Source organism: Streptomyces sp. 2A115, from assembly GCF_052245575.1.
In the GTDB taxonomy this organism is placed as follows: Bacteria; Actinomycetota; Actinomycetes; order Streptomycetales; family Streptomycetaceae; genus Streptomyces.
In genome coordinates, this window is the sequence record NZ_JBQQCG010000014.1 from 1 (window position 1) to 23480 (window position 23480).

Annotated in this window: 24 protein-coding genes and 1 tRNA gene; 9 read left to right on the forward strand and 16 right to left on the reverse strand. The window is 70.1% G+C overall.

The features are described 5' to 3' along the window. Nucleotides 1-75: 75 nt before the first annotated feature. Nucleotides 76-378 carry a hypothetical protein gene (locus ACTWQR_RS14615; RefSeq protein ID WP_443227463.1) on the forward strand — a complete coding sequence of 101 codons (303 nt, stop codon included), beginning with the start codon at nt 76-78 and terminating at the stop codon, nt 376-378. A gap of 84 nt (nt 379-462) precedes the next feature. Here the strand turns inward: ACTWQR_RS14615 and ACTWQR_RS14620 are convergent, their stop codons facing one another. After that, nucleotides 463-1407 (reverse strand): GlxA family transcriptional regulator, encoded by a 945-nt coding sequence (locus ACTWQR_RS14620; RefSeq protein WP_443227464.1) that lies wholly within the window; start codon nt 1405-1407, stop codon nt 463-465. A 104-nt stretch (nt 1408-1511) separates the two neighbouring features. Between ACTWQR_RS14620 and ACTWQR_RS14625 the strand changes: the two genes are divergently transcribed. Then, nucleotides 1512-2054, forward strand: coding sequence for a protease (locus ACTWQR_RS14625; protein WP_443227465.1), 543 nt, complete (start codon nt 1512-1514; stop codon nt 2052-2054). A 68-nt stretch (nt 2055-2122) separates the two neighbouring features. On the opposite strand, the gene ACTWQR_RS14630 is transcribed toward ACTWQR_RS14625, so the two are convergent. Continuing rightward, nucleotides 2123-2629 carry a hypothetical protein gene (locus tag ACTWQR_RS14630; protein ID WP_443227466.1) on the reverse strand — a complete coding sequence of 169 codons (507 nt, stop codon included), beginning with the start codon at nt 2627-2629 and terminating at the stop codon, nt 2123-2125. A gap of 134 nt (nt 2630-2763) precedes the next feature. Between ACTWQR_RS14630 and ACTWQR_RS14635 the strand changes: the two genes are divergently transcribed. Then, entirely contained in the window at nt 2764-3852 is a 1089-nt protein-coding gene (locus ACTWQR_RS14635; RefSeq protein ID WP_443227467.1) for a helix-turn-helix domain-containing protein, read from the forward strand. Between the two features lie 146 nt (nt 3853-3998). Here ACTWQR_RS14635 and ACTWQR_RS14640 read toward each other — a convergent pair whose 3' ends face one another. The 3 genes from ACTWQR_RS14640 to ACTWQR_RS14650 form a co-directional block, all read right to left on the reverse strand. Next, on the reverse strand, nt 3999-4949 hold the full coding sequence (locus ACTWQR_RS14640; protein ID WP_443227468.1) for an alpha/beta hydrolase: 951 nt from the start codon (nt 4947-4949) through the stop codon (nt 3999-4001). A 236-nt stretch (nt 4950-5185) separates the two neighbouring features. Next, entirely contained in the window at nt 5186-6676 is a 1491-nt protein-coding gene (locus ACTWQR_RS14645) for an MFS transporter (protein WP_443227469.1), read from the reverse strand. Between the two features lie 73 nt (nt 6677-6749). Further along, entirely contained in the window at nt 6750-8087 is a 1338-nt protein-coding gene (locus ACTWQR_RS14650) for a DUF445 domain-containing protein (protein ID WP_443227470.1), read from the reverse strand. A gap of 220 nt (nt 8088-8307) precedes the next feature. Between ACTWQR_RS14650 and ACTWQR_RS14655 the strand changes: the two genes are divergently transcribed. Next, entirely contained in the window at nt 8308-9633 is a 1326-nt protein-coding gene (locus ACTWQR_RS14655) for an SGNH/GDSL hydrolase family protein (protein WP_443227471.1), read from the forward strand. A gap of 107 nt (nt 9634-9740) precedes the next feature. Here the strand turns inward: ACTWQR_RS14655 and ACTWQR_RS14660 are convergent, their stop codons facing one another. From ACTWQR_RS14660 to ACTWQR_RS14675, 4 genes are read right to left on the reverse strand one after another with little or no spacing between them, the layout of a single operon-like run. Further along, nucleotides 9741-10673 carry a DUF1707 SHOCT-like domain-containing protein gene (locus tag ACTWQR_RS14660; RefSeq protein WP_443227472.1) on the reverse strand — a complete coding sequence of 311 codons (933 nt, stop codon included), beginning with the start codon at nt 10671-10673 and terminating at the stop codon, nt 9741-9743. Nucleotides 10674-10683: 10 nt separating this feature from the next. Then, nucleotides 10684-11664 carry an ABC transporter ATP-binding protein gene (locus ACTWQR_RS14665; protein WP_443227473.1) on the reverse strand — a complete coding sequence of 327 codons (981 nt, stop codon included), beginning with the start codon at nt 11662-11664 and terminating at the stop codon, nt 10684-10686. A 5-nt stretch (nt 11665-11669) separates the two neighbouring features. Further along, nucleotides 11670-12530 carry an ABC transporter permease gene (locus tag ACTWQR_RS14670; protein ID WP_443227594.1) on the reverse strand — a complete coding sequence of 287 codons (861 nt, stop codon included), beginning with the start codon at nt 12528-12530 and terminating at the stop codon, nt 11670-11672. 37 nt (nt 12531-12567) lie between these two features. Beyond that, nucleotides 12568-13377, reverse strand: a complete 810-nt coding sequence (locus tag ACTWQR_RS14675) for an ABC transporter permease (protein WP_443227474.1) — start codon at nt 13375-13377, stop codon at nt 12568-12570. A gap of 214 nt (nt 13378-13591) precedes the next feature. Here ACTWQR_RS14675 and ACTWQR_RS14680 point away from each other — a divergent pair, with 214 nt between their 5' ends. After that, the gene (locus tag ACTWQR_RS14680) at nt 13592-16000 is read left to right on the forward strand and encodes a transglycosylase domain-containing protein (RefSeq protein ID WP_443227475.1); all 2409 of its coding nucleotides are present in this window, start codon (nt 13592-13594) and stop codon (nt 15998-16000) included. Between the two features lie 150 nt (nt 16001-16150). On the opposite strand, the gene ACTWQR_RS14685 is transcribed toward ACTWQR_RS14680, so the two are convergent. Further along, nucleotides 16151-16492, reverse strand: coding sequence for a GroES family chaperonin (locus ACTWQR_RS14685; RefSeq protein WP_443227476.1), 342 nt, complete (start codon nt 16490-16492; stop codon nt 16151-16153). Nucleotides 16493-16594: 102 nt separating this feature from the next. Continuing rightward, on the reverse strand, nt 16595-16933 hold the full coding sequence (locus ACTWQR_RS14690) for a DUF3618 domain-containing protein (RefSeq protein ID WP_443227477.1): 339 nt from the start codon (nt 16931-16933) through the stop codon (nt 16595-16597). A gap of 156 nt (nt 16934-17089) precedes the next feature. Here ACTWQR_RS14690 and bcp point away from each other — a divergent pair, with 156 nt between their 5' ends. Both bcp and ACTWQR_RS14700 read left to right on the forward strand, forming a co-directional pair. Further along, entirely contained in the window at nt 17090-17557 is a 468-nt protein-coding gene (gene bcp, locus ACTWQR_RS14695; protein WP_443227478.1) for a thioredoxin-dependent thiol peroxidase, read from the forward strand. 51 nt (nt 17558-17608) lie between these two features. After that, nucleotides 17609-17693, forward strand: a tRNA-Leu gene (locus tag ACTWQR_RS14700). Between the two features lie 53 nt (nt 17694-17746). Here the strand turns inward: ACTWQR_RS14700 and rdgB are convergent. The 4 genes from rdgB to ACTWQR_RS14720 form a co-directional block, all read right to left on the reverse strand. After that, on the reverse strand, nt 17747-18349 hold the full coding sequence (rdgB, locus tag ACTWQR_RS14705) for an RdgB/HAM1 family non-canonical purine NTP pyrophosphatase (RefSeq protein ID WP_443227479.1): 603 nt from the start codon (nt 18347-18349) through the stop codon (nt 17747-17749). 103 nt (nt 18350-18452) lie between these two features. Continuing rightward, complete coding sequence (locus tag ACTWQR_RS14710; protein WP_443227480.1) at nt 18453-18857, reverse strand: hypothetical protein; 405 nt, start codon at nt 18855-18857, stop codon at nt 18453-18455. 176 nt (nt 18858-19033) lie between these two features. After that, on the reverse strand, nt 19034-19771 hold the full coding sequence (gene rph, locus ACTWQR_RS14715) for a ribonuclease PH (protein ID WP_443227481.1): 738 nt from the start codon (nt 19769-19771) through the stop codon (nt 19034-19036). A 115-nt stretch (nt 19772-19886) separates the two neighbouring features. After that, the gene (locus ACTWQR_RS14720; RefSeq protein WP_443227482.1) at nt 19887-20120 is read right to left on the reverse strand and encodes a glucose PTS transporter subunit EIIB; all 234 of its coding nucleotides are present in this window, start codon (nt 20118-20120) and stop codon (nt 19887-19889) included. A 434-nt stretch (nt 20121-20554) separates the two neighbouring features. On the opposite strand from ACTWQR_RS14720, the gene ACTWQR_RS14725 reads away from it, so the two are divergent. After that, nucleotides 20555-21820 carry a PTS transporter subunit EIIC gene (locus ACTWQR_RS14725; protein ID WP_443227483.1) on the forward strand — a complete coding sequence of 422 codons (1266 nt, stop codon included), beginning with the start codon at nt 20555-20557 and terminating at the stop codon, nt 21818-21820. 78 nt (nt 21821-21898) lie between these two features. Here the strand turns inward: ACTWQR_RS14725 and ACTWQR_RS14730 are convergent, their stop codons facing one another. Next, complete coding sequence (locus ACTWQR_RS14730; protein ID WP_443227484.1) at nt 21899-22651, reverse strand: MBL fold metallo-hydrolase; 753 nt, start codon at nt 22649-22651, stop codon at nt 21899-21901. A 204-nt stretch (nt 22652-22855) separates the two neighbouring features. Between ACTWQR_RS14730 and ACTWQR_RS14735 the strand changes: the two genes are divergently transcribed. After that, complete coding sequence (locus ACTWQR_RS14735; protein ID WP_443227485.1) at nt 22856-23302, forward strand: type II toxin-antitoxin system PemK/MazF family toxin; 447 nt, start codon at nt 22856-22858, stop codon at nt 23300-23302. The last annotated feature ends 178 nt before the right edge of the window (nt 23303-23480 follow it).

Sequence of the window (23480 nt, forward strand, 5' to 3'; positions counted from 1 at the left end):
GGTAGGGGCCGGGCGGTACTGGGGTGAGGGCCGGGCGTTAGCCTCGGTTCGACATACGCGGACCAGGAGGCAGCGATGGCGAAGGTACCGGCCGCGGCGGTGGCGGCGAGTGGGCTCATCGGCGGGTACGGGATCGCTCGCTGGACCAGGAAGCGGCAGCTCGGCGGGGCCGTACTCGCCGTCGCCGGGGCCGCGGCCGCGCAGCAGTGGCGGCAGCAGGCCGGCGGGAAGGCGGCGGGGGCGCTGACCGCCGCGTACGTCGTCGCCTTCGCCGGGTCGCATCCGCTGGCCAAGAAGGTCGGGGCGTGGCCCGCCGTGTTCGGGGTGGCCGGGGCCGTGGCGCTGGCGTCGTGGGCGGTCGCGGACCGGCGGGGCTGAGAGTGCCTTGGTACAGCTGAGAGCCCGTGTCCTGCTTCAGGTGCTCTCAGCTGGTCTCAGGTGCTCAGGTGGGCTCAGCTGGTCTCAGGTGGGCTGAAAAGCCCTTCGGTACGCCTGCGGGCTGGTCCCCACCACCCTCTTGAACCGGTCCCGGAAGGCCGTCGGTGACCCGAACCCCGCCTGGACCGCGATGTGTTCGACGGGGTGGGACGTGGTCTCCAGGAGGTGCTGGGCCCGGCGCACCCGTGCCCGGTGCAGCCACTGCAAGGGCGTCGTGCCGGTCTGTTCGCGGAAACGGCGGTTGAGGGTACGGGCGCTGGTGCCCGCGTGCGCGGCGATGTCGTCCAGGGTCAGGTCGCGCCCGGCGTTCTCCTCCAGCCACTCCAGCAGGGGTTCCATCGTCGCGCCGGCCGGGGCCGGAGGCTGGGCGTGGATGATGAACTGGGCCTGCCCGCCCTCCCGTTCGAGCGGCATGACGGCGAGCCGGGCCGCGTGCGCGGCGACGGCCGAGCCGTAGTCCTTGCGGATCATGTGCAGGCACATGTCGAGCGCGGCGGCGGAGCCCGCCGAGGTGAGGAACTGGCCGTTGTCGACGTAGAGGACGTACGGGTCGACCGTCACCGCCGGGTACATGTCCGCGAGGTACGGGGCGGCGATCCAGTGGGTGGTCGCCCGCAGCCCGTCCAGGAGACCGGTCGCCGCGAAGATGAACGCGCCCACGCAGACCGAGGCGATCCGGGTGCCGTCGGCGGCGGCCTCGCGCAGCGCCTGCGCGACACCGGGCGGCAGCGGGACGGCGGGGTCGGCGATGCCGGGCAGGATGATCGTGTCCGCCTCGGCCAGGGCCTCCAGACCGCACGGCGCCCGCAGCGTGAAGACGCCCGCGCTCACCTCGTCCTGCGCCGCGCAGACCCGGACCCGGTAGGCGTCTCCGCCGTCCGGGAGCCGGGCGCGCGAGAAGGTGTCGATCGGCGCGGAGAGGTCGAACGGGATGACCCCGTCGAGGGCGAGGACGGCCACGGAATGCATGGCGACAGGGTAGGCGGGGGCGACCGAGGCCCTGGCGAGAATCCGTTGAACTGTGGCAATACCGCCACTTCTGCAGGATCTCGTACGCCGCCTACCGTCCCCTCGTGACCAAATTCCTGCTCGTCGTCCACGTCCTCGCCGCGATCGTCGCCATCGGGCCCGTCACGGTGGCGGCCAGCATGTTCCCGCCCAGCGCGCGCCGGGCCCTCGCCGATCCCGGAGACCCGCGGGCGGCGGAGACCGTACGTCTGCTGCACCGGATCTGCCGGGTGTACGCCGCGATCGGCATCGCCGTACCCGTCTTCGGTTTCGCCACGGCCGGCAGCATGGGCGTACTCGGCGACGCCTGGCTGATCGCCTCGATCGTCCTGACCGGACTCGCGGCCGCCGTTCTCCTGGCGCTGGTGCTGCCCCGTCAGGAGGAGATCCTGGAAGCGACGGAGATCCTGGGATCGGCGGAAGCCGCCCCAGGGGCCACGAAGGCCCCGGAGGCCATGGATGCCTCCGGAGCCACCAAGACCACCGAAGTCACCGCGAACCCCCGCGCCACCGTCCGGCTCGCCATGTTCACCGGCATCTTCAACCTGCTCTGGGCAACGGTCACGATCCTCATGATCGTCCGTCCGGGTTCCACCACGGGAGCCTGACCGCGTCCTCGACCTCGACCTCGACGCTCAGGGTCGGGGACGACTCCGCGAACACTCACAGGACTGGCTCAGGACGCGCACGACGAACGGTGGGCGATGATCAACCCGTCCATCGAGTCTCCCGCGTCCTCCCTGAACTGCCTGGCCACCGACGCCGCGACCAACACCCCCGCCGCCATGACAAGCGTGGAGAACGCCCAGGCCAGGGGCCACACGGATGCGTCCGGCGGTTCGGAGTGGGTGTGGAACGAGAGGTACATGAGCGTCGACGGGGGCGCCGCCACCAGCAGCAGGGGCCAGGCCAGAGCGTCGCGGTGACCGAAGTACGCGGCCAGAAGGAGCAGGGACACGGCCAGGACCGCGACGCCGAGGACGGTCACCGGGGTCGTCTCGGTCGTCGAACCGGGTGACTCGGGCCGGTTGCGCAGGTCCCAGGGAAGGCAGAGGAGGTACGCCGCCGAGGACAGGGCGGCACCCAGCAGGCGGGTCAGCCAGCGTTCCGCCCAGGGGCGCGTCGACAGGAGGCCCAGCAGTTTCTCGGTCAGCGGCTTCTCGGTCAGCGGCTTCTCGGTCATGGGAACAAGGGTTCCCCGTACGCACACAGGGCCGACAGAGTACGCGTACTCAGTTCCCGTAGGCGTTCCCCTGAGCATTTCTCCGGGTGCTCGTCCAGGCCGTACAGCTGATCCGAGGCCTAGACTCCCAGGTCATGAAGGGACTGCTGCTACGGCTGTCGGCCCTCGACGCGGACGCGGCGGCGGCGCTGCGGGTCATCGCGCACTTCGAGGCGCTGCTGGGTGCCGTACGGCTCGACGCCGAGTCGCTGGTGCGGTCGACGGCGGGGCTGGCGGAGTGCCCGGCGGGGCTCGAGGTGGGCGGGCGTGTGGTGCGGTTCGGGCCCGCCGGGACCGTACCGGCGGGGCCCGCGGGGCAGCCGTCCGGGAGTGCCGAGTTCGCGCCGGGCGGCCGGGTGTGGCTGGAGCGGGCGGGTGCGCCGGGGCCCTTCGACGAGCTGGTGCTGGAGTGGATGGCCATCGCCGCGGGCGTCCTGCACGGCAGCCGTCAGCCGGACACCGGGCACGCCCAGGTGGCCGACCCCGCACTGGTCGAGCGGGTGCTGTCGGAACGGGAGGCCGTCGAGGACCGGGCGCGGGCGCTGCGCCTGCTGGGCCTGGTGCCCGAGCAGCCGCTGCGGGTGGTGGCCGTCGCCGGGGCCGCCTCGGTCGCCGTGCTCGGCCGACGCGAACTGCGTGCGGGCGTACGGGTCGCCGGTGTCGGCCCGCTCGCGGTGGCCCTGGTGCCGGGTGCCCCGTCGGTCGCCGAGGAGCTGCGGGCGTACGTCCGTGAGCAGGGCGCCGAGGGAGTACGGATCGGGGTCGGCGGCAGCGTTCCCGCCCTGGACGCCGGTGTCTCCTGGGCCCAGGCCCGGCTCGCCCTGCGCTTCGCCGTCGACCTCACCGGTCTGCCCGACGAGGCGGTCGTCGACCACGACACCCTTGGCCCGGTCGCCCTGCTCGCCGACATCCCCGTCGACCGGCTGCGGTCCCAGCCCGACGTCCGCGCACTGGCCGGCCTCGCAGCGGGCAAGGGCGGCCCGGCGGCCCTCACCGCCCTGACCGCCTTCCTGCGCACCGGCTCACTCCGCCACGCCGCGACCGACCTCCACCTGCACCACAGCTCGGTCGCGGCCCGCCTCTCCGGCGTGGAGACGGCGCTGGGCTACCGGCTGAGCGGCGCCCAGGACAGATTCCGGGCCCAACTGGCGCTGTACGGGCTGCGGTTGGCGGAGCCCCGATAAGGGCGCGGGGCTGTGTCGATACGCGGCTCCGCCGCGTGGGCGCGACCAACGCCCGATAGGGGCGCGGGGAACTGCGCGACCAGCCACAACCGACCCGCAGCCAACGAACAGCCTTTCCCGCGGAGCGCTCCGCCGGCTCCCCGGAGCTAGCGGAGCGCTTTGCGGAGCACCGCCACCGCTTCCGCCGCCTCCCGCAGGGACACCTCCGCGTGCGGGATCATCCCCGAGCCGTGGAAGGTACCCGGGAACAGATGCAGCTCCACGCTCACACCGGCCGCGAGCAGCGCCCGGGCGTAGTCGATGCCCTCGTCACGGAGCGGGTCGAACTGCATCACGGAGATGTACGTCGGCGGCAGCCCGGCGAGCTGTTCGGCGGTGGCCCGGGCGGGGGCGGCGTGGACGGGCACATCGGCACTGCCGGGGACGCCGGCGCCGAGGTAGGCGTCCCAGCTGACGACCGCGTTGGGCTGGTTCCAGATGGGCGTGTCGGTGAAGGCGCGCATGCTGGGCGTGTCGAGGCGGTCGTCGAGTTCGGGGATGCCGAGGTACTGGAAGGCGATCGCGGGGCCGCCCCGGTCGCGGGCAAGGAGCGCGAGACCGGCCGCGAGACCGCCACCGGCACTGCTGCCGAAGAGGGCGATGCGGTCCGGGTCGATGCCGAGTTCGGTGGCGTTCTTGGTGACGTGGACCAGCCCGGCGTACGCGTCCTCCAGCCCGGCGGGGTACGGGTGCTCGGGGGCGAGCCGGTATTCGACGGAGAAGACGGCGGCGCCCAGCTCCCGCGCGAGCATCGTGTTGACGCCGTGGTCGAATTCGACGGTGCCGAGGATGAAGCCGCCGCCGTGGATGTCGTAGACGACCGGCAGCGGGCCCTCGACGCCCTGCGGGCGGTAGCAGCGCAGGACGACGTCCGGCGCACCCGCCGGCCCGGGTGCCACCAGCTCGGTGACGTCCACGCCGGTGGTGTCCACGTCCGCCGAGGCCGCCGCGATGCTGACCGCGGCCTCGGCCCGGGCCCCTTCGAGGTCCGAGCAGTCGGCCCTCGGCAGCATGTGCACGACCGCGGCGAGCTCCGGGTCGAACGGGTAGGTCGTCATGTCGTCTCCGATCCGCCGCTCCGTATCGTCGGCGCACCGTTGCGCCGACGCTCGTCGCGTCGTTGCGGAAACCGTGCCATGGCGCGTCCGCGCAGGTCACCCGACATGTGTCGGGTTATATGGAAGCGTGGACCGACAGTCGTGCGGCCCGACCGCCGGCGTGCGTGATCGGCAGTCGGCTGACGGCAGACGGCAGACGGCAGACCGGAGGCTCAGGTCTGGCTTACAGGCCTGGCTCAGGCCATCGACCGCGCCCCCGGCCCCGACCCCCGCCCCAGCGAAGCCACCGAAAGCGGCCGGGCGATGTCCTCCAGCGAACGCCGTTCCGCCCGCACCGCGAGCGCCACCGCGACCAGCCCCGCCGCGCACATCAGCGCCGCACCGATCCGGAACGCGAGCACCGTGTCGGCGACCACACCCGTACTGGTCAGATCCGCGAACAGCAGCGGCCCGCTGATGCCGCCGGCCGCCGTGCCGATGGCGTAGAAGAAGGCGATGGCCATGGCGCGGGTCTCCATCGGGAAGACCTCGGAGACCGTCAGGTACGCGCTGCTCGCGCCCGCCGACGCGAAGAACAGGACCACGCACCAGCAGGCGGTCAGCGTCACCGCGCTCAGCGAGCCCCGGCCGAAGAGCCAGGCCGTGCCGAACAGCAGGAGGCCCGAGCCGAGGTACGTGGAGGAGATCATGACCCGGCGGCCCACAGTGTCGAAGAGCTTGCCGAGCAGCAGCGGGCCGAGGAAGTTGCCGGCCGCGATGACGGCGAAGTAGTAGCCGGTGTCCGAGGTCGGCACGTCGTAGAACGTGGTGAGGATCGCGCCGAAGCCGAAGGTGATCGCGTTGTAGAGGAACGCCTGGCCGATGAAGAGGGAGAGGCCGAGCACGGCGCGCTTGCGGTACGTCGAGAAGACCGTGCGCCCGATGGTGAGGAAGCCGATGCTCTTGCGCTGGTGGATGGTGATCTCCCCGGCGGGCGGTGGGAGTTCGTGTCCCTTCTCCGCCTCGATCCGTCGCTCCACGTCGCCGACCAGACGCTCGGCCTCCTCTCCCCTGCCGTGGATGAACAGCCACCTCGGGCTCTCGGGGACGTTGCGGCGTACGAGCAGGATCACCAGGCCGAGGACGACGCCGAGGGCGAAGGTCAGCCGCCAGCCGACGTTCATGGCGAACAGGTCGGTGTTCAGCGCGACGATCGACAGGAGCGAGCCGCCGATCGCGCCGAGCCAGAAGCTGCCGTTGATGATCAGGTCGACGCGGCCGCGGTAGTGGGACGGGATGAGTTCGTCGATCGCCGAGTTGATGGCCGCGTACTCGCCGCCGATGCCGAAGCCGGTGAGGAAGCGGAAGGCGAAGAACCACCACGAGTGGAAGGAGATGGCGGTCAGGGCGGTCGCCGCGAGATAGACGGCGAGGGTGACCATGAAGAGCTTCTTACGGCCGAACCTGTCCGTCAGCCGGCCGAAGAACAGCGCCCCCGAACAGGCACCGGCCACATAGAGCGCGGCCGCGATACCGGTGACCTGGGCGGCCGAGATGGGCAGTCCACTGCCGGACTCGGAGAGACGGCCGGCGATGTTGCCGACGACGGTGACCTCCAAGCCGTCGAGGATCCACACCGTGCCGAGACCGATGACGATGGTCCAGTGCCAGCGTGACCACGGGAGACGGTCCAGGCGGGCGGGGACGGCGGTGGTGACGGTGCCGGTGTCGGCCTCGGTGACGGACATGGGCTCCCTCCTCGTCGAGCGAACCCGGAACGGGTCCCCTCGACGACGGGGCCTACGCCCGCGTTCGCACCGGCTAGCCGCCCACCGCCCGCGACAACGTGTAGATCACCAGCCCCGCCAGCGAACCCACCACCGTGCCGTTGATCCGGATGAACTGCAGGTCACGCCCGATGTGCGCCTCGATCTTCTTGGAGGTGTGCTCGGCGTCCCAGCCGGCGACGGTGTCGGTGATGAGGGAGGTGATCTCGTCGCGGTACGTCGTCACGACGTACACCGCCGCGCCCTCGACCCATCCGTCGACCTTCGCCTGGAGCTTCGGCTCGGTGGACATCCGCGCGCCGAGCGAGAGCAGCGACGCCCGCACGCGCAGCCGCAGTTCGCTGCGCTCGTCCTCAGCCGCGGACACGATCATCTGCCGTACGGCGGACCAGGCGGAGGCGATCAGGTCCTGGACCTCGCCACGGCCGAGGACCTCACGCTTGAGGTCCTCCACACGCGCGCGCGTGTCGGTGTCGGACTGGAGGTCGGAGGCGAAGTCGGTGAGGAAGCGGTCGAGGGCGCCGCGGGCCGGATGGGTGGGCATGTCGCGCATCTCGGTGACGAAGCGCAGCAGCTCCTTGTAGACGCGCTCGCCGACCTTCCTGTCGACGTACCGCGGGGTCCAGCCGGGGGCGCCGCCCTGCACCGCGTCCAACACCTGGTCGTTGTGAAGGACCAGCCAGTCGTGGGCGCGTACGCAGATCAGGTCCACGACCCGCCGGTGGCCGCCGTCCGCGACGACCTTCTCCAGCATCTTGCCTATGCCGGGGGCGATCTCCTGGGCGTCGGCCCGCCGGTTGATGGCCTCGCCGACGACGGCCTGCACGTCGGAGTCACGCAGCACGGCGAGGGCCCCGCGCAGGGCGGTGGCGAGCTCCGCGGTGACCCGGTCGGCGTGCTCGGGAAGGGCCAGCCAAGCGCCGAGGCGGCTGCCTATGCCGACGGTACGCAGCCGCTGCCGTACGACTTCCTGCGAGAGGAAGTTCTCACCGACGAACTCGCCCAGGGAGACGCCGAGCTGGTCCTTCTTGGTCGGAATGATCGCCGTGTGCGGAATGGGCAGGCCCATGGGGCGCCGGAACAGGGCCGTCACCGCGAACCAGTCGGCGAGCGCGCCGACCATGCCCGCCTCGGCGGCCGCTGCCACGTATCCCGTCCAGGCGCCCGCGCCGGAGTTGCCGGCCCACTTGGCGAGTACGTAGACGACGGCGACCAGGAGCAGCATGCCGGTCGCCGTGAGCTTCATCCGGCGGACGCCGCGGAACTTCTCCTCGTCGGCGGCGCTGAACGAGGTCATCGCGCGGTTGGCAGCCCCGCCGGGCGGGGCATGCTGCCCTTCTGAACCTACTTCGTCCTCTTTCGTGCGTTCCATCCACTCCACCCGTTCCCGGTCCCCCATACCCATTGTCCCAACCTGACCGACTCCTGGAACGGAACAGGAGTTCCCGACGTCTTTCCGGGCGGGGTCAGGAAAGAGGAAAGCACCCGCAGGGGCAATGGGGGTCCTGTCGGGTTCCTCCCCCGCCATGCCTCATCATGGGGTGATCACATCGGAGCCTTGAGCTCCCACTGCTCGAGGAGATACGCACCGCATGACCAAGCGTCACGGTTATGCCTTGCTGGCCGCGATCGTCGCCGTAATCGTGGCCATCTCAGCCGCCATATACGTCGGCGTCTCGGTCGACGACGGTGAGGAGAACACCCTCGCCGGCGGCCGTACCCCGCACAACTCGGCGGCTCCCGCGTCCACCGGCATCTGGGTGGGCGCCTGGTCGGCGTCCATGGTCGGCGCCGAGCCCGGCACCGAGGTGAACGGGATGGCGGGCCGTTCGGTACGCAACGTCGTACACGCGGGCATCGGCGGCACCGCGGCCCGGATCACCCTGTCCAACCTGTACGGACAGCAGCCGCTCAGCATCACTCACGCCTCCATCGCCGTCGCGGCCACCGACAACAACGCCGCCGCGGCCGCCGACACCATGCGCCGCCTCACCTTCGGCGGCAGCCCCTCGGTGGTCGTGCCGGCCGGGCAGCAGATGGTGAGCGACGCCGTACGGCTGCTGATCCCGCACGACTCGGACGTGCTGGTGACGACGTACTCGCCGACCCCGTCGGGCCCGGTCACCTACCATCCGCAGGCGCGGCAGATGTCGTACACGGCGGAGGGCGACCGCACGGAGGACGTCAGCGGCGCCCCCTACACCTGGCAGACCCCGTACTGGCGCTATCTGACCGCGCTGGACGTGCTGAGCAACGAGTCGGAGGGCACGGTCGTCGTCATCGGCGACTCGCTCACCGACGGCGTGACCTCGACCGTGGGCGAGAACCGTCGCTGGACGGACGTCCTCGCCGACCGGCTGCGCGAGCCGCGCGACAACTCCGACGGGCCCCGCTACAGCGTGGTCAACCAGGGCATCAGCGGCAACCGCGTCCTGGCCAGCGGCCTGGGCCGCCCCGCCGAGAACCCGAGCGCCCTGAGCCGCTTCGGCCGTGACGTACTCGGCCGCACCAACGTCAAGGCCGTCGTCGTCGCACTCGGCGTCAACGACATCCTGCGTACGCCGCACCAGACCGACGCGAACAAGATCACGGCCGGTCTGCGCGAACTGAAGCGCCTGGCCCACGCCCGCGGGCTCCGTGTCATCGGCGCCACGCTCATGCCCTTCCACGGCCACCGCGGCTACCAGCCCGACCTGGAAGCCACCCGCCAGGCCGTCAACGCCCAGGTCCGCTCCGGCAAGGTCTTCGACGCCTACGTCGACTTCGACAAGGCACTCCGCGACCCGTACGACCCCCGCCGCCTCCGCACCGACTACGACTCGGGCGACCACCTCCACCCGAGCGACCGGGGCTACGAGCGGATGGCGAAGGTCTTCGACTTGGACGACCTGAAGGGGACGGCTCCGGCGGAGCTGTGACGGGGCCCGCGCCCCGGAAGGGCGCAGCCCTTCAGGGGCGCGGGGAACTGCGCGACCAGCCACAGACGGCCCGCGCTATACAGCACTACCCGCGGGAGCATCGGCGCTCAATCCCGATCGCGCCGGTTACTGCGCCGCTCGTCCCGCTCCTCCCGCCGCGCAGCGTTCCGCTCACGCCGCTCCTCGTGCCGTTCATCCCGGTGCTCGCGCGACATCTCCCGGTGCTGCTCCATAGCGGCACGATGGATGGACCGGGCCTCGTCCAGCGAGTCGTCGCCGTCCCCGGCACCGGCACCCTCCAGGGCCCGGCGCCTGGTCTCCTCCAGCTCCTCCTGGCGGGCAGCCTTCCGCTCCAGCTTCTCCAGCCGGCGCTCCTCCTTCAGGCGCAGCCGTTCGGCCCTGGTCATCTTGCGTTCGACGCCGACGCCGCCCCAGAAGGCGAAGCCGGTCACGATGACGCGCGGGGCGCCGGGGTCGCCCAGCACACCCTCCTGGCTGTGGTCGAAGCCGCCCATGACGCCGATGCCGCGGACGACGACCTCGACGCCGGGCGGCACGATCACCCCTATGCCGCCCATGATCGTGACGCAGTTGACCACGACCTCGCGGTCCACGAAGTTCGCGTCGCGCAGGTCGATGGTGCCGCCGCCCCAGAACGCGAAGGAGTTGAAGCGCCTGGGCATGGTCCAGCGCCCCTTGCGCTCGAACCCTCCCATGATCGCGACGCCCCACTGGGACGAGCCCTCACCGCCGACGATCCGGCCCGCCCAGTCCCCCGTACCCTCGGGCCCCTTGACCGTCGACACCACGGGAGCCGGAGTGGTCACACCGGGACCGGGCAGATCCCGGGTGATGGGCGCCAGCTCCTTGTACGTACGCGCCTTGTAGGTCGCCTCCAGCCGTTCCTCGAACTCCTCCATGTCGAGGCGGCCCTCCGCGAGGGCGTCCCTCAGCACTTCGGCCACCTGCTCTCGGTCGGCATCGGAGGCACGCAGCTCGGCAAGTCCGTCGGAAGGGCCGTCGGCGAGTTCGTCCGTCATGGACAGAAGCCTACGAGGTTGCCTTCTCCTCGTACATGCGGCTGATGACCGCCTCGATGTCCGGTTCCCGCACCGACAGGTCCACCAGCGGATACTCCGCCGCGATCCGCGCCACCAGCGGAGCCGCCGACGCCGCCGCCGGGAAGGCCAGCCACTGCCGCGGCCCCTCGACCCTCACCACGCGCGCCAAGTCGACCTCGATCGGCGGAAGTTCGCGTTCCAGGTCCACCACCAGCGTCCGCTCGCTCTCGCCGATCTCGTGCAGCCCGGTCAGCGGCCCGTCGTACATCAGCCGCCCGTGGTCGATCACCATCACCCGCTGACACAGCTGCTCGATGTCGGTCAGGTCGTGCGTGGTGAGCAGCACGGTCGTACCGCGCTCGGCGTTGAGCTCCCGCAGGAACTCCCGCACCTTCGCCTTGCTGATCACATCGAGCCCGATCGTCGGCTCGTCCAGGTACAGCACCTCCGGGTCGTGCAGCAGAGCCGCCGCGATGTCCCCGCGCATCCGCTGCCCGAGCGACAGTTGCCGGACCGGCACGTCCAACAGGGCGCCCAGTTCGAGGAGTTCGACACACCGGTCGAGATTCTCGGCGTACCGCGCGTCGGGGATCCGGTACATGCGGTGCATCAGCCGGTACGAGTCGATCAGCGGCAGGTCCCACCACAGCGTCGTACGCTGCCCGAACACCACCCCGATGCGCTGCGCGAGCCGCGTCCGCTCACGTGACGGATCGATGCCGGCGACCCGGAGGCGCCCACCGCTCGGCGTCAGGATCCCCGTGAGCATCTTGATCGTGGTCGACTTGCCCGCGCCGTTCGGCCCGATGTAGCCCACCATCTCGCCGCGCGGCACCGTGAAGGAGATCGAGTCGACCGCCCGCACCTGCCGCCGTTCCCTGCGCAGGAAACCGGTCTTCTTGCGTACGTCGAAGACCTTCTCGACCCGGTCGAGCTCAATGAACCGGCCGTCCGCGATGTGACTGTCCATGTCCCCTAACTCCCCGTGCTCCGGTACGAACGAAGACCCGCACGCCAGGCGACCCCCGCGAGCGCACAACACCCCACCGCCACCAGCGGCGGCAGGAACGCGACCCACTCCGGCAGATCGAGCGGATACGGCCGCCCCAGCACGTACAGCGCGGGCAGCCAGTTGACGAAGGCGAGCGGCAGCACGAAGGTCACCCCACGCACCAGGTCCTTCGCGAAGACGGTCGGCGGGTACTGGAGGAGCGTGGTGCCGCCGTACGTGAAGGAGTTCTGCACCTGGGACGCGTCCTGCGCCACGAACTGGAACGCCCCGCCCGCCACGAACACCGCCGCGAAGATCCCGGCCCCGCTGACCACCATCACCGGCATCATCAGCACCTTCAGCGGGGTCCACGCGATGTCGAGTACGACGAGCGCGTACCCGAGGACCAGCAGCCCCTGCGTGATCCGGCCGAGCCGGCGCAGCGCGAACCGGTCCGCCGCGACCTGCGCGAGCACCGGCGCGGGCCGCACGAGCAGCGTGTCGAGCGTGCCGTCGCGCACCCGCAGGCCGAGCCGGTCCATCGAACCGAGCGCCAGGTCGGTCAGACCGAAGGACGCGGTGGACAGCCCGTACAGGAAAGCCACCTCGCCCAGCGAGTAACCGCCCAGCTCGTCGACCCGCGAGAACATCAACATGATCGTGACGAAGTCGAGCGCGCTCCCGGCGAAATTGCTGAAAACGGTCATCGCGAAGGACGCGCGATACGTCATCGTGGAGCGGATCCACATCCCGGCGATCAGCCGGTAGGCACGCAGCCCGTCCACCAGACGCGAGGCCTGAGCCCCACGACGCGAACCCTCCACCGCCGGACGCGGGGCCTCGATCGGCGGACGCGAGGACTCCACAACCGGCCGCGGTGCCTCACCCACCCTGGACCACCACCCTCCGCGTCGCAGCCGACTGGACCAGACGGCCGACCGCGAGCAGCCCGACCGCCCACGCGGCCTGGAAGACGTACGTGCTCAGCAGCCCGAACCCCGTCCGCTCGCCCAACAACACATCCACGGGCGCCTGGAGCAGCGCCGACCAGGGCAGCGCACGGGCCAGTTCACCGAGGGCGCCCGGGAAGACGTTCAGCGGCAGCACCATCCCGGCGAAGAAGAGCCCCGCGAGAACGGCCAGTTGCTGCACGCCCGCACCATCCATGAACCAGAACGCCGACAGCGCCACGAGATAGCGGATCGCGAAGCTCACCAGGACACCGAGCACGACGGCGACGAGGAACGCCAGCCAGGTCCCCGGGTCCACCGGGAGCGCGATGTCGAAGACGAGCCCTCCGAAGGCCACCGGCACCACACCCCGCCCCAACAACTGGAACGCGGCCCGCCCGGAATCCGCGGCCAGCCACCACGCCTGCAGATCGGCGGGCCGGTAAAGGTCGATCGCGATGTCACCCGTACGGATTCTCTCGATCATCTCGTCCTCGAAGCCGCCGCCCATCACCGCGATGGCCGAGAGCAGCCCCTGCCCGATCCACACGTACGTCAGCGCCTGCGCCTGGTCATAGCCCCCGAGACCTGGTCTCTCGTCCCACAGCGCGATGTACGTGTACGCCAGGATCAGCCCGAACACGGTGTTCGTGAACACGCCCGCCGCCGTCGCCACCCGGTAGGTCGTGTACCGCCGGAACCCGCCCGCCGCGACGGCCGCGTACAACCGCCCAGTCCCCACCAAAGGCCCCCTTCGGCCGTTCCGGAGCGCTCCGAACCAAAGCGCAGGAGCCTAGCCGCGCGGCCGTGCCCGGTGCCAGGCATTTTCTCCGCGCGACACGGGCCACGAGCCGGGAACCCTTCGCCGGATGCGACAGTCTTCAAGGGGGACGCATAAGGCGTACGAGGACGTACGAGACGTACGACGCAAAAGCTAAACGGGAGTCCGGCACAACATGAACGACCAGCCGCAGCCGCAACAGCCGAGCGAGGGCTGGGCACCCAGGGAACCCGGAACCGCCCCCGTGGCGGCGCCAGGCACACCCGGGTACACGCCCGGCAAGAAGCCCAAGCGGCCCGAGCGCACCGGCTGGCGCCGCCTGATCCCGACCTGGCGGATCGTGCTCGGCACGTTCGCCACGGTGGTCCTGCTGCTCATCGGCCTGTTCGCGCTCGGCTACACCCTGGTCGAGATCCCGCCGGCGAACGCCGCCGCGACCAAGCAGAGCAACGTCTATCTGTACGCGGACGGCAGCCAGCTCGCCCGCGACGGCGAGGTCAACCGGGAGAACGTGACGCTCGCGCTGATCTCCAAGGACGCCCAGCACGCGGTGCTGGCCGCCGAGGACCGGGACTTCTACACCGAGTCGGCCATCGACCCCAAGGCGATGATCCGCGCCGGCTGGAACACCGCCACCGGCAAGGGCAAGCAGTCCGGCTCGACGATCACCCAGCAGTACGTGAAGAACTACTACCTGGCCCAGGAACAGACCGTCACGCGGAAGGCGAAGGAGTTCTTCATCTCCATCAAGCTGGACCGCGAGAAGAGCAAGGACGACATCCTCGAGGGCTACCTCAACACCAGCTACTTCGGCCGCAACGCGTACGGCGTCCAGGCCGCCGCCCAGGCCTACTACGGCGTCGACGCCAAGGACCTGACGGTCGCTCAGGGCGCTTACCTGGCGGCACTGTTGAACGCGCCGAGCGAGTACGACGTGGTCGCGCACCCCGAGAACAAGCCGGCGGCGCTGGCCCGCTGGAACTACGTCCTCGACGGCATGGTCAAGAAGGAGTGGCTGAGCGAGGCGGACCGCGCCGGCGTCAAGTTCCCCGAGCCCAGGCAGACGGTGGTCTCGGCCGGGATGTCCGGACAGCGCGGCTACATCGTGACGGCCGTGAACGACTACCTGACCGACAACAAGATCCTCGACGAGGACGCGCTGAACACCGGCGGCTACCGCATCACGACCACCCTGCAGAAGCCCAAGCAGGACGCCTTCGTGAAGGCCGTGGACGACCAGGTGATGGACGAGCTCGACAAGAAGAACCGCAAGGTCGACAACTACGTCCGCGCGGGCGGCGCCTCCATCGACCCCAAGACCGGCAAGGTCCTCGCGATGTACGGCGGCATCGACTACACGAAGCAGTACTACAACAACGCCACCCGCCGGGACTACCAGGTCGGCTCCACCTTCAAGCCGTTCGTGTTCACCTCGGCCGTGCAGAACGGCTCGGTCACCCAGGACGGCCGCACGATCACCCCGAACACCGTCTACGACGGCACCAACTCGCGCCCCGTGGAGGGCTGGGACGGCGGCTCGTACGCCCCCGAGAACGAGGACGAGGTCTCGTACGGCCCGATCTCGGTCCGCACGGCCACCGACAAGTCCGTGAACTCGGTGTACGCGCAGATGGCGGTGGACGTCGGCCCGGCGAAGGTCAGGCAGACCGCCGTCGACCTCGGGGTGCCGTCCGACACCCCGGACCTGACGGCCTCCCCGTCCATCGCGCTCGGCCCGTCCACGGCCAGCGTCCTCGACATGGCGGAGGCGTACGCGACGCTCGCGAACCACGGCAAGCACGGCACGTACTCGATGATCGAGAAGATCACCAAGGACGGCAGGGACGACGTACAGCTCCCGAAGAAGGACACCAAGCAGGCCGTGAGCCGCGAGGCCGCCGACACCACGACCGCGATCCTGCAGAGCGTCGTCGAGGGCGGCACCGGCACGGCCGCACAGGCCGCCGGACGCCCCGCCGCGGGCAAGACCGGCACCGCGGAGAACGACCAGGCGGCCTGGTTCGCCGGCTACACCCCGAACCTCGCCACGGTCGTCGCCGTCATGGGCCAGGACCCCGACACGGGCGAGCACAAGCCGCTGTACGGGGCGCTCGGCCAGGCCCGGATCAACGGCGGCGGCTACCCGACGCAGATCTGGGCCCAGTACACCGAGGCCGCCCTGAAGGGCACCGAGGTCCAGGACTTCGACCTGGAACCCCAGGAAGGCGCGGAGGAACAGGAACTGCCGCCGGCCGACCCCGCTCAGGAACAGCCGGGCACGGGCGGCCAGGACAACGGCGGCGCGACCACCGGCGGCCGTCAGACCCCCGGGACCCAGGGCCAGACCAACGGCGGCACGACCACGGGCGGACAGACCCCGGGCAACGGCGACACCACGACCGACGGCGGCACCACCAACGGCGGCGGCACAACCACCGACGGCGGCACGACGACGGGCGGCACCACCGGCGGCACCACGGGTGACACGACAGGCGGCACCACGGGCGACGGCACGACGACGGGCGGCGGCGAGACGGACGACGGGGACGGGGACGAGGACGCGGGCCTCGTAGGCATCACCTAGTCCCCCACTGGCCCCCACGTAGTGCCCCACTGCCCCCACGGTGACCGCCGCCGGGCGAAGGTACGCAGAAGGGGCTGGTGACGATGGTCACCAGCCCCTTCTGTCTCTTTGCTCCAGAGGTACAGCGTTCCACTCCAGAGGTACAGCGTTCTAGAGGTACAACCCCGTGGAGTCCTCGGAGCCCTCGAACCGGTCCGCCGCCACGGCGTGCAGGTCCCGCTCGCGCATCAGCACAAACGCGGCGCCGCGCACCTCGACCTCGGCCCGGTCCTCCGGGTCGTACAGGACGCGGTCGCCCGGTTCGACGGTCCGTACGTTCTGCCCGACCGCGACGACCTCGGCCCAGGCGAGCCGCCGGCCCACCGCCGCGGTCGCGGGGATCAGAATGCCTCCGCCGGAACGGCGCTCGCCCTCGGCGGTGTCCTGCCGCACGAGCACGCGGTCGTGCAGCATCCGGATGGGCAGCTTGTCGTGATGGGTCTTCTCGCTCACGTCAACGAACTTACCTGGCTTTGCGCGACCCGTACGTAGGAGGGTGCGGATGGAGCGCGAGTGGACTGCGGGTGGAGTGCGCGTGAGGCGCGCGGGTGTGGGTCAGCCCCTGCGGCGCCGCGAGCCCACCGCGAACAGCCCGACGAGGCCGACCACCACGAGGGCCACGGGCACGACGCGCTCCAGCCGCGGCACCCCGTCCTCCGTGACGAACTGCCCCTTCACGTCGTCGACGATGCGGTTGACGCCGACGTAGGCACGGCCGAGCGAGTGGTCGACGCTGGACACCACCTTGGCCTTGGCGTCCCCGACGATCGTCTTCGGGTGCACCCGCACACCGATCTCGTCGAGCGTCTCGGCGAGGTTTTCGCGACGGCGTTTGATGTCCGCCTCGATCTGCGCCGGAGTCCTGGTGTCCGGCGAGCTCGACGTATCCGACACGCGCTGCCTCCGTGGTCGTCGTGGTCGTTTCCGTGGCCTGTTCCCGTCGGCCTCTTCTGTGGTCGACAGTCTGTCAGCTCCGCTCACCGCGCATCGCCCGGCACCCCCATTACGCTCGGGTCCGTATCCACCACCCCGCAAGGAGACCGAACCGAGATGAGCGAGCGACTCCAGCCCGGCGACACCGCCCCCGCCTTCACCCTGCCCGACGCCGACGGCAAGGAGGTCTCCCTGGCCGACCACAAGGGCCGCAAGGTCATCGTCTACTTCTACCCGGCCGCCCTGACCCCCGGCTGCACGAAGCAGGCCTGCGACTTCACCGACAACCTCGACGTCCTGGCGGGCGCCGGCTACGACGTCATCGGCGTCTCCCCCGACAAGCCCGAGAAGCTCGCCAAGTTCCGCGAGAAGGAGTCCCTGAAGGTCACGCTGGTCGGCGACCCCGACAAGACGGTCATCGAGGCCTACGGCGCCTACGGCGAGAAGAAGAACTACGGCAAGACGTACCTCGGCGTCATCCGCTCCACGGTGATCGTGGACGAGGAGGGCAAGATCGAGCGGGCGCTGTACAACGTGCGGGCGACCGGGCACGTCGCGAAGGTCATCAAGGATCTGGGGATCTGAAGACCTTCCGCTCAGCCTCAGCCGCCTGCCCGGTACGATGGCAGGCGGCTAGCGGCGGTGGCGCAACAGGCGACGCAGCAGACTTAGGATCTGTGGCCCTTGATCGGGCTTGAGGGTTCGAATCCCTTCCGCCGCACATGAACGGCCTGCGAATCGAATGATCGATGCGCAGGCCGTCTCTGCGTCCGCTCAGCCCAACAACTCCCGAACCACCGGCACCAGCCCCCTGAACGCCTTCCCCCGATGACTGATCGCGTTCTTCTCCTCGGGGCTCAGTTCCGCGCACGTGCGCGTGTCCCCCTCCGGCTGGAGGATCGGGTCGTAGCCGAAGCCGTGGGAGCCGGTGGGTTCGTGGCGCAACGTGCCCCGTAGGCGGCCCTCGACCACCCGTTCCGTGCCGTCGGGGAGGGCGAGGGCGGCGGCGCAGGCGAAGTGGGCAGCGCGGTGTTCGTCGGGGATGTCGCTGAGCTGGTCGAGGAGGAGGTTGAGGTTGGCGCGGTCGTCGCCGTGGGAGCCGGACCAGCGGGCGGAGAAGATGCCGGGGGCGCCGCCGAGGACGTCGACGCACAGGCCCGAGTCGTCGGCGACGGCCGGCAGGCCGGTGGCCTGGGCGAGGGCGTGGGCCTTGAGCAGGGCGTTCTCGGCGAAGGTGACGCCGGTTTCCTTGACGTCGGGGATGTCCTGGTAGGCGTCCGCGCCGACGAGCTCGTGGTGGAGGCCTGCGGCGGCGAGGATCGCTCTCAGCTCGGTGATCTTTCCGGCGTTGCGGGTGGCGAGGATCAGGCGGGTCATGGTTCTCAGCCTAGTCAGCCTGGGCACGAGCCGGCCTGGGTTACGCCTGTCGATCGGCGTCCTCCGGCCGGCTCCCAGCCCTCGCTCGCCCCGGCCGGTGTCCCTACGGCGTGCAGACCTTCGTCAGTTCGCCCGCCGCGTCCGTCACCGGGCTGATGTCGGGCGTCTCGTCGCCGTTCTTGATGGCGTCGCGGACGTTGGTGACCGCCGTCTGGAGGTCGTCGACGGCCTTGTTGATGTCGGTGTCGTCGGTCTTGTCGCCGATCGTGTCGAGGTTCTTGTCGATGGAGTCGAGCGCCTCGCCGGCCTGCGTCGGGTCGTTCGCCGCGTTCTCGACGGCCTGCTGGAGGTCTGTGACGCTGTCGGCGATGGTGTCGGCGGTCTGGACACAGTCCAGCGCCTTGTTGACAGCGTCGCAGCCGGTGGTCAGCCCGGCCGTCAGCGCGACGGCTGCCACAGCTGCGGCGATGGCGGTGGTACGACGGTGTCGGCGGCGGCTCGCGGCCATGGAACGGTCCCTCCCGTTGGACAGGCCCCACGGGCCCCGTTGTCTGGCTGGGGCCTCCATGGGCCCCCTCCGGTGCTGGCCGGGCGTACAGCGGTGAGCCGTACGCCCGTATTCGTAGGGACGCGAAGGCCCGTGCCGTGGTTGCCCGGCGGCACGCGGCTGTCTTGGTGCGTCCTTTACCTTTCCAGGACCGTATCAAGTGCCTTGCGCTGGGCGACAGCGAGTTCCGTGCAGCCCTGAACGGCCAGGTCCAGAAGGGAGTTGAGTTCGTCGCGGGCGAACGGCTCGGCCTCCGCGGTGCCCTGGACCTCGACGAAGCGGCCGTCGCCGGTGCAGACGACGTTCATGTCGGTGTCGGCGCGCACGTCCTCCTCGTAACAGAGGTCGAGGAGGGGTACGCCGCCGACGATGCCGACGGAGACGGCCGAGACGGTTCCGGTGAGGGGCTGGCGGCCGGCTTTGATGAGCTTCTTGCCCCGGGCCCAGGTGACGGCGTCCGCGAGGGCGACGTACGCGCCGGTGATGGCGGCGGTGCGGGTGCCGCCGTCGGCCTGGAGGACGTCGCAGTCGAGGACGATGGTGTTCTCGCCGAGCGCCTTGTAGTCGATGACGGCACGCAGGGACCGGCCGATGAGGCGGCTGATCTCGTGTGTACGGCCGCCGATGCGGCCGCGGACGGATTCGCGGTCGCCGCGGGTGTTGGTGGCGCGGGGCAGCATGGAGTACTCGGCGGTGACCCAGCCCTCGCCGCTTCCCTTGCGCCAGCGCGGGACGCCCTCGGTGACGGAGGCGGTGCAGAAGACCTTCGTGTCGCCGAAGGAGACGAGGACGGAGCCCTCGGCGTGCTTGCTCCAGCCGCGTTCGATGGTGATCGGGCGGAGCTGTTCGGGCGTGCGGCCGTCGATTCGAGACATGCCATCGAGCCTAGTCGCATACAGGTGAGGGGCCGTCCCCGGTAGCGGAAGCGGCCCCTCGGGAGTGAGTGGCGGTGAGCAGCGGTGAGCGACAGGGCCTGGTGAGCCCCGTGGCTCACAGCATGTCTTCGATCTCCCCGGCGATCGGGTCCGCGTCCGTGCCGATGACGACCTGGATCGCGGTGCCCATCTTGACGACGCCGTGGGCGCCCGCGGCCTTCAGGGCGATCTCGTCGACCAGGGCCGGGTCGACGACCTCGGTGCGCAGCCGGGTGATGCAGCCCTCGATCTCTTCGATGTTGTCGATGCCGCCGAGCCCGGCGACGATCTTCTCAGCCTTGGTGGCCATGTCCTACTCCCTGATCCGAACCGCTTTGTCGCAGTAACCCACAGTTGGCCCATCTTCGCGAGCGGTCATGGTGTGTGTGCCGAATGATGGCGGTCGCGGCAGCGCGACCGTTCCGTGAACCGTTCGCCGACTGGTCTACACCAGTTTTCAACGGCCGCCAAGCCCGGCCCTGTTCGCGATCACGGGATTCGATCGGCCGGCTTCGGGGAGGGGAGGGGAGCGGAGGAGCCGCGCGATTCCGCGAGTGCCAGGGCTCCGCGCTCCTGACGGTGTGCCATAAATTCGCGGGTTCCTTATCTCGCCTTCACCGTGCTACAACAGGTCTACACCACTGAGTGGTGTAGACCACGCGGTCGATGGCCGCGTTCCCTCGGCGGCGCCGCCTTCCATATTTTGCCTGTCCCCAGGCGGCGCCATGTCCACTGGAGGAAGTTGTGTCCACGGCCAGCGCCGCCCCTGCGGCTGCGAAGAAGAAGGGCTCCGGCGCGATGGCTGTCATGCAGCGCATCGGCCGCAGCCTGATGCTGCCGGTCGCTGTCCTGCCGGCGGCCGCGCTCCTGGTGCGCCTCGGCAACACCGACATGCTCGGCCGCGAGTCGTTCCCGGCGTTCATCACCAAGATCGCCGGCTTCATGGCGGCGGGCGGCAACGCGATTCTCGACAACATGGCGCTGCTGTTCGCCGTGGGTATCGCGATCGGCTTCGCGAAGAAGTCGGACGGTTCGACCGCGCTCGCGGCCGTCGTCGGCTACCTGGTCTTCAAGAACGTACTCGCCACGTTCACCGACGAGAACCTCCCGCAGGTGGCGAAGGCCGTCGACGGCAAGGTCGTCATGACGGACGCCCCGGTGGACGCGAAGGTCCTGGGCGGTGTGGTGATGGGCATCGTCGTCGCCCTCCTGTACCAGAAGTTCTACCGGACCAAGTTGCCCGACTGGGCGGGCTTCTTCGGCGGCCGCCGCCTCGTTCCGATCCTCTCCGCCTTCGCGGGCCTGGTCATCGGCATCGTCTTCGGCTACATCTGGCCGGTGTTGGGCACCGGTCTGCACAACTTCGGTGAGTGGCTGGTGGGTTCGGGCGCTGCGGGCGCGGGCATCTTCGGTGTCGCCAACCGTGCGCTGATCCCGATCGGCATGCACCACCTGCTGAACTCCTTCCCGTGGTTCCAGGCGGGCGAGTTCGAGGGCAAGAGCGGTGACATCGGCCGCTTCCTGGCCGGTGACCCGAGCGCCGGACAGTTCATGACCGGCTTCTTCCCGATCATGATGTTCGCGCTCCCGGCCGCCTGCCTGGCGATCGTGCACTGCGCCCGCCCCGAGCGCCGCAAGGTCGTCGGCGGCATGATGCTCTCGCTGGCGCTGACGTCCTTCGTCACGGGCGTGACCGAGCCGATCGAGTTCACGTTCATGTTCATCGCACCGGTCCTGTACGCCATCCACGCGGTCCTCACCGGTGTCTCCATGGCGCTGACCTGGGCACTCGGCATGAAGGACGGCTTCGGCTTCTCGGCCGGCGCGGTCGACTTCTTCCTGAACCTCGGCATCGCGACGAATCCATGGGGCCTGGTCGTGGTGGGTCTCTGCTTCGCGGCGGTCTACTACGCGGTCTTCCGCTTCGCGATCATCAAGTTCAACCTTCCGACACCGGGCCGCGAGTCCGACGAGGAGCTGGCGGAGCTGCAGAAGGCCGAAGCCAAGTAGCAGTACGTACGCCGAGCAGCACTACGTACGAGAAGGCCCCCGGAGATTCCTCCGGGGGCCTTCTCGTACGTTCGGGCTCTAGATCTCGTACGTCACCCGCGGTGCCGCCAGTTCCACCGGTCCCCCGTACACCGCGCGGGCGTCCGCCAGGTTTGCCTGGGGGTCCGTCCACGGGGGGATGTGGGTGAGGACGAGTCGGCGGGCCGCGGCGCGGGCCGCGGTTTCGCCGGCCTCGTGGCCGTTGAGGTGGAGGTCCGGGATGGCCTCCTTGCCGTACGTGAACGCGGCCTCGCAGAGGAACAGGTCGGTGTCCCGGGCGAGTTCGTCGAGCGTGTCGCACACGCCCGTGTCCCCGGAGTACGTCAGCGACTTCCCGCCGTGCTCGACGCGGATGCCGTACGCCTCCACGGGGTGGCTCACCCTCTCGGTGTGTACCGAGAACGGGCCGATCTCGAAGGAGCCGGGCTTGACGGTGTGGAAGTCGAAGACCTCGCTCATGGAGGAGGCGGAGGGAGTGTCCGCGTAAGCGGTGGTCAGCCGGTGCTCCGTGCCCTCGGGTCCGTAGACCGGGATGGGATCGCAGCGGCCGCCGTCATGGCGGTAGTAGCGCGCGACGAAGTACGCGCACATGTCGATGCAGTGGTCGGCGTGCAGGTGGCTGAGGAAGATCGCGTCAAGGTCGTAGAGACCGCAGTGGCGCTGCAGCTCGCCAAGGGCACCATTGCCCATGTCGAGAAGCAGCCGGAAGCCGTCGGCCTCGACGAGGTAGCTCGAGCAGGCCGATTCCGCGGACGGGAACGACCCCGAGCAGCCGACGACGGTGAGCTTCATAGAGCAGAAACCTCCGCGGGCGGGGAGTGAAAACGGGGGTCGTGCGGTCCGTCGAGCGTAAGGCGCAAAAGGGCGGGTCGCTCCTCAGTAAGGGGGCGTTGTGGGGGAACTCACCTGCGGTGTCACCGGTTCGGGGGCCAGCGGGGTGGACGAGCGTCGGCAAGCGCGGGGCGGGGCCGGGAGCGCGCCGGTACCGTCATAAGCATGGACACGTCGTGGTGGCTGGCGCTCGCTGCCGTGCTGTTGCTCGCGGTTGTCGCGACGCTGGTTGATGGGTGGGGGCGGCGGGGGCCCTCCGGGCAGCCCGGGCCCGCCGGGTGGCTTCGGCGTGCTCCTCGGCCGCGGGCCGCCGAGATCTGGTGGGCGAACGTTCCCTACGAGGAGGACGGGGCCGGGGCGAAGGATCGTCCCTGTCTGGTGCTTGCCGTGCGCGGTCGCACGGCCATCGTCGCCAAGATCACCAGCAGGTATCGCGACGGGCGGGGGGCCGGGGTGATTCCGCTGCCGCCGGGGGCCGTGGGCGATGCCCACGGCCGGGCGAGCTTTCTGGAGACGGACGAGCTGCGGGATCTGAGGGTGTGGGACTTTCGGCGGAGGGTGGGGGTGGTGGATCCGGGGGTGTGGGATCAGGTGCGGTATCTGGCGGGGTGAGGATTTCTTTCGCCCCCGCCGCCCCTACCCGTCCCATCCCCTGGGGGCTGCGCCCCCGGACCCCCGCTTTCGGCCTGAACGGCCTCGTCCCCAAACGCCGGACGGGCTGATTGGTGCCGGCCCGGGCCGCAAAGTATTCAGCCCCTCCGGCGGAAGTATTCAGCCCCTCCGGCGTTAA

Coding starts and splice junctions, on each gene's coding strand:
- rph (WP_443227481.1), bottom strand. CDS start 19,771: ATGTCTCGAATCGACGGCCGCACGCCCGAACAGCTCCGCCCGATCACC.
- ACTWQR_RS14645 (WP_443227469.1), bottom strand. CDS start 6,676: ATGTCCGTCACCGAGGCCGACACCGGCACCGTCACCACCGCCGTCCCC.
- ACTWQR_RS14665 (WP_443227473.1), bottom strand. CDS start 11,664: ATGGACAGTCACATCGCGGACGGCCGGTTCATTGAGCTCGACCGGGTC.
- rdgB (WP_443227479.1), bottom strand. CDS start 18,349: ATGACCCGCCTGATCCTCGCCACCCGCAACGCCGGAAAGATCACCGAG.
- ACTWQR_RS14615 (WP_443227463.1), top strand. CDS start 76: ATGGCGAAGGTACCGGCCGCGGCGGTGGCGGCGAGTGGGCTCATCGGC.
- ACTWQR_RS14620 (WP_443227464.1), bottom strand. CDS start 1,407: ATGCATTCCGTGGCCGTCCTCGCCCTCGACGGGGTCATCCCGTTCGAC.
- ACTWQR_RS14720 (WP_443227482.1), bottom strand. CDS start 20,120: ATGGCCACCAAGGCTGAGAAGATCGTCGCCGGGCTCGGCGGCATCGAC.
- ACTWQR_RS14655 (WP_443227471.1), top strand. CDS start 8,308: ATGACCAAGCGTCACGGTTATGCCTTGCTGGCCGCGATCGTCGCCGTA.
- ACTWQR_RS14650 (WP_443227470.1), bottom strand. CDS start 8,087: ATGGAACGCACGAAAGAGGACGAAGTAGGTTCAGAAGGGCAGCATGCC.
- ACTWQR_RS14680 (WP_443227475.1), top strand. CDS start 13,592: ATGAACGACCAGCCGCAGCCGCAACAGCCGAGCGAGGGCTGGGCACCC.
- ACTWQR_RS14710 (WP_443227480.1), bottom strand. CDS start 18,857: ATGGCCGCGAGCCGCCGCCGACACCGTCGTACCACCGCCATCGCCGCA.
- ACTWQR_RS14640 (WP_443227468.1), bottom strand. CDS start 4,949: ATGACGACCTACCCGTTCGACCCGGAGCTCGCCGCGGTCGTGCACATG.
- ACTWQR_RS14735 (WP_443227485.1), top strand. CDS start 22,856: ATGGACACGTCGTGGTGGCTGGCGCTCGCTGCCGTGCTGTTGCTCGCG.
- ACTWQR_RS14635 (WP_443227467.1), top strand. CDS start 2,764: ATGAAGGGACTGCTGCTACGGCTGTCGGCCCTCGACGCGGACGCGGCG.
- ACTWQR_RS14630 (WP_443227466.1), bottom strand. CDS start 2,629: ATGACCGAGAAGCCGCTGACCGAGAAGCCGCTGACCGAGAAACTGCTG.
- bcp (WP_443227478.1), top strand. CDS start 17,090: ATGAGCGAGCGACTCCAGCCCGGCGACACCGCCCCCGCCTTCACCCTG.
- ACTWQR_RS14660 (WP_443227472.1), bottom strand. CDS start 10,673: ATGACGGACGAACTCGCCGACGGCCCTTCCGACGGACTTGCCGAGCTG.
- ACTWQR_RS14730 (WP_443227484.1), bottom strand. CDS start 22,651: ATGAAGCTCACCGTCGTCGGCTGCTCGGGGTCGTTCCCGTCCGCGGAA.